Here is a 3,569-nt window from a genome sequence, read left to right as displayed (position 1 = left end):
CGATCTCAGCGGCGCACCAATTCGCGAATCGGTAATCGTTTGCGTTGGCGGAGCCTCTGGTTCGCGGAGCCTCTGGTTCGCGGAGCGTCTCGTTCGCGGAGCGTCTCGTTCGCGGAGCGTCTCGAAGAGAAGAGAAGAGAAGAGAGGAGAAGAGAAGAGAAGAGAAGAGAACACAACAGAAGTATCGGCTCTGCCGAATCGATCTGTAAGTTGCGAATTTAATGGTAGTATCTTTGTTACTGGCTCCTGAGTGGGCAATACATCTGTTGCCTTGCCTTGAGTAGCAATTGCACCAATTCCTGCAAAAATAGCAGATGTCAGAATTAATTGTTTGACTAAATTTAGATTTACCAAGCTCCGCTCCCTCTAATTTTGAAACTACTAGAAGACTAAGTTTTGTGAGGCTTGTAGGACGATGGCCACAGAAAAGCATGTATTCTGTATACAATTAATTTGGGTGAGTATTTGTAGCAATTGGTACAATCATTGCTAGACAGGTAATTTTCAGTTTCTTGGTTCGCTAAACCGTCGGGGAACCCGACGAGCGCGAATCCGCTAAGTTAGCTCTAGTTTTAGATCGAGGAACACTTGCTTTGACGTTATCTTCGCGCGCTCTCCAACGACCTCAGTCTCTGCAAGAGCAGGCTTATCAAGCTTTGCGTAGTGCCATTTTGTCTGGCGAACTCATGCCGGGGCAAAGGTTGGTAGAAACACAACTGGCTCAAAAGCTACAAGTGAGCCGAACGCCGATTCGGGAAGCCCTGCACCAACTCCAGCAAGCAGATTTGGTAGTAGAAGATCGCGGCGTGCTGAAAGTCGCAACGTTTACCAGCGAAGATGCTAGCAAGCTGTATGAGTGCAGATTGGCATTAGAAAACGTATCGGTAAGAGCAGCCTGCACCAATGCTAGCGATCGACAATTGAAGCAAATCGAGAATTTAATTGAGAAAGCTGAAAAAATACTTGCTGCCAAGCCGACCAAATTAACTAGCTTTCAATTGTTAGATTTAGACTATCAATTTCATCGAGAGATTGCCGAAGGTTCTCAGAATGAGTGGTTGGTATCATTACTCGATCGATTGTTCGATAAAATGATTTTACTCCGCATTCAGACCATGCTCAGTAATCCAGCCGTGCTAGAAGTGCGCTGGGAGCATCGCCAGATTTATGATGCGCTCTTGGCTCGCGATGCCGAGCGCGCCGTCACCGCAGTTCGAGATCATTTAATTGCCAGTCAAGCGCGAGTAGTAAGGGAATTAGAGCAGATTCAACAAGGTCAAAATGCTGTCTGACAGAACGATTAGCGCAGGCGAGCGTGTCTGGTTTCTAACCAAACGCGTAATTCTTGGCTGGAAACTTGGCGCAGGGTTTGCTGGGTGCTGGGATCGTAGGCATTCCATTGACGATCGTGTTCGGTTCGAGTTTGCCACACGCGCGGTTCGCCAGTTCCGGCGACATGTGCGACGAGCGTTTGCCACAGCTCGGATACTCCCGAATATAACGATTGTAAATTGCTAGCGCGTGGTGTTTTATTAGCGATCGATCGGTAAGAATCAGAGCATCCAGTCATTGGTAATTTCATCGTTTGTTGGGTTGGAATTTTGTTTACCCTTTTAATATAAATAACTGTGCTTTAAGATACAAAAACTAGCTTGCATCGTTTATATGAGCAGATTCGATATTAGGCTCGACACTGTGGATAATATTTACCAATAGTGAGCAAAGCAAATTTTCAGAACCAGATGAAATTGTCTCAGCTTCGGATCTTGGTAGCGATCGCCAAGCTGGGCAATTTTAGCGAAGCGGCTGTAGAGTTGAATATGTCTCAGTCGGCTGTCAGCCATGCGATCGCGGCTTTGGAAGCACATTTGGGGGTGGTGTTATTTTTGCGGGGACGACACGGCGCAAAATTGACTGCTGTGGGCGCGGAAATCGTCATCCACGCCCGCGAAATTACCAAACATGCCGAAGAGATCGATCGAGCCGCAATAGCCGTTAGAGGGCTAACAGGGGGGCAAGTTAGAGTTGCATCGTTCCGTAGTATTGCCACCTATATTTTGCCGTCGGCAATCGGAGATTTTTATCAGCGGTTTCCAGCAATTGCAGTCAATGTCACCGAACATGAAGATTATCTAGAAGTCGAACGAGTCTTGCAACAGGGGGATGCCGATATTGGGGTAACTTTTTTACCTGCGAGTGACAAATTCCAAACCTGGGAAATGCTCCAAGATGAGTTTGTCGCTTTGTGTCCGCCGAGTTTTGCAGCAGTCACAGAACCACAAATTACGTGGGCAGAATTGATATCTCAGCCGTTAATTATGCCGCCGATCGAGACGATTATGATGCAGCCGATTCATCGTCATCTGCGGGATCTGGGCTATGTTTTACCGATCGCTTACGAGGTAGAGACTGACGCGACGATCGTGCGACTGGTGGCACAAGGTTTGGGGGCGACGATTTTACCGCGATTAGCAGCGGAACCGATTCCAGCAAATGTGCGGGTTTATCATTTACCAGTGCCGTTTTTTAGAACGATCGGGCTAGCTATCTTAGCTGAGGCACTCCAACCGCCTGCGGTGTATGCCTTTTTGGAAATTCTCAAGCAGCAAAATTGGCATCCTGAAGGTAATCGTTAAATTAGCGGTTTCCACAGGGTAGGGGCAATTCATGAATTGCCCCTACCCTGTGGTTTCATGCGCATTTCACACATCAATTCAGCAATGCCAATATTGTTAACCCGAACCAACGTTCACAATGTAATCCCAAATACAAAATCACTTGTAGGAATCATTTACTGTATACAGAATACATTATTTGGCTAAAATCGAAGATCGGCACAATTTAAGCTAGATTTCTGACTACTTTAATTCAGTGAGGAACTATGGGCTACTCCTTTCAGTTCTCGATCGTCTGGGATAATCTGGGACTATTATTTGCAGGTGCCTGGTTGACCCTCAAAATATCGCTACTGGCGATCGCCTTCGGACTAATCATTGGCATCATTGGGGCAATTTTTAGAACATCCAAAAATAAACTGCTAGATGCGATCGCGCTGGCTTATGTTGAGGTGATTAGAAATACACCTTATTTGATTCAGCTATTTTTCATCTTCTTTGGCATCCCCAATTTAGGCATTAAATTAACAGCCGAACAAGCAGCTATTTTGTCGCTAGCAGTAAATTTCGGGGCTTATTCAACAGAGATCGTCCGTGCGGGGGTGGAGAGTATCCCTAAAGGTCAAGTGGAAGCCGGAATGGCTCTGGGATTTAAACCGTTAGCAATTTTTAGACATATTATTCTGTTGCCTGCGTTGGCAAATATTTATCCCGCATTGGTGGGACAGGTAATTTTAGCAGTTTTGTTTACTAGTGTGGTTTCGCAGATTGCGACCGAAGATTTAACCTTTGTGGGTGATTTTCTCAATGCACGTAGCTTCCGTAGTTTTGAGATTTATTTTGCAATTTCGCTGATTTATCTAGCAATTGTATGGCTGATTAAGGCAATGGCATTTATCATCGAGCGGCGATATTTTGAGTTTGCAAAGTATCGACGTTGAATTAATTGATAAT

The 3,569-nt window shown here is 45.6% G+C and carries 5 protein-coding genes; 3 read left to right on the top strand and 2 right to left on the bottom strand.

The window, feature by feature from the left end:
* Window positions 1–354 (bottom strand): hypothetical protein (locus C7B77_RS29425; RefSeq protein WP_146138532.1); only part of this gene is annotated, 354 nt, incomplete at its 3' end.
* A gap of 239 nt (window positions 355–593) precedes the next feature.
* On the opposite strand from C7B77_RS29425, the gene C7B77_RS26290 reads away from it, so the two are divergent.
* The gene (locus C7B77_RS26290) at window positions 594–1,292 is read left to right on the top strand and encodes a GntR family transcriptional regulator (protein ID WP_106311948.1); all 699 of its coding nucleotides are present in this window, start codon (window positions 594–596) and stop codon (window positions 1,290–1,292) included.
* An 8-nt stretch (window positions 1,293–1,300) separates the two neighbouring features.
* On the opposite strand, the gene C7B77_RS26285 is transcribed toward C7B77_RS26290, so the two are convergent.
* Window positions 1,301–1,582, bottom strand: a complete 282-nt coding sequence (locus C7B77_RS26285) for a hypothetical protein (RefSeq protein ID WP_106311945.1) — start codon at window positions 1,580–1,582, stop codon at window positions 1,301–1,303.
* Between the two features lie 160 nt (window positions 1,583–1,742).
* Between C7B77_RS26285 and C7B77_RS26280 the strand changes: the two genes are divergently transcribed.
* Window positions 1,743–2,636 (top strand): LysR family transcriptional regulator, encoded by an 894-nt coding sequence (locus tag C7B77_RS26280; RefSeq protein WP_106311942.1) that lies wholly within the window; start codon window positions 1,743–1,745, stop codon window positions 2,634–2,636.
* 245 nt (window positions 2,637–2,881) lie between these two features.
* On the top strand, window positions 2,882–3,556 hold the full coding sequence (locus C7B77_RS26275) for an amino acid ABC transporter permease (RefSeq protein ID WP_106311939.1): 675 nt from the start codon (window positions 2,882–2,884) through the stop codon (window positions 3,554–3,556).
* Window positions 3,557–3,569 lie beyond the last annotated feature (13 nt).

This window comes from Chamaesiphon polymorphus CCALA 037 (genome assembly GCF_003003845.1).
Lineage (GTDB): Bacteria > Cyanobacteriota > Cyanobacteriia > Cyanobacteriales > Chamaesiphonaceae > Chamaesiphon > Chamaesiphon polymorphus.
The sequence above is the reverse complement of the archived record's forward strand: the minus strand, read 5'-3'. Positions and strand labels throughout refer to the sequence as shown.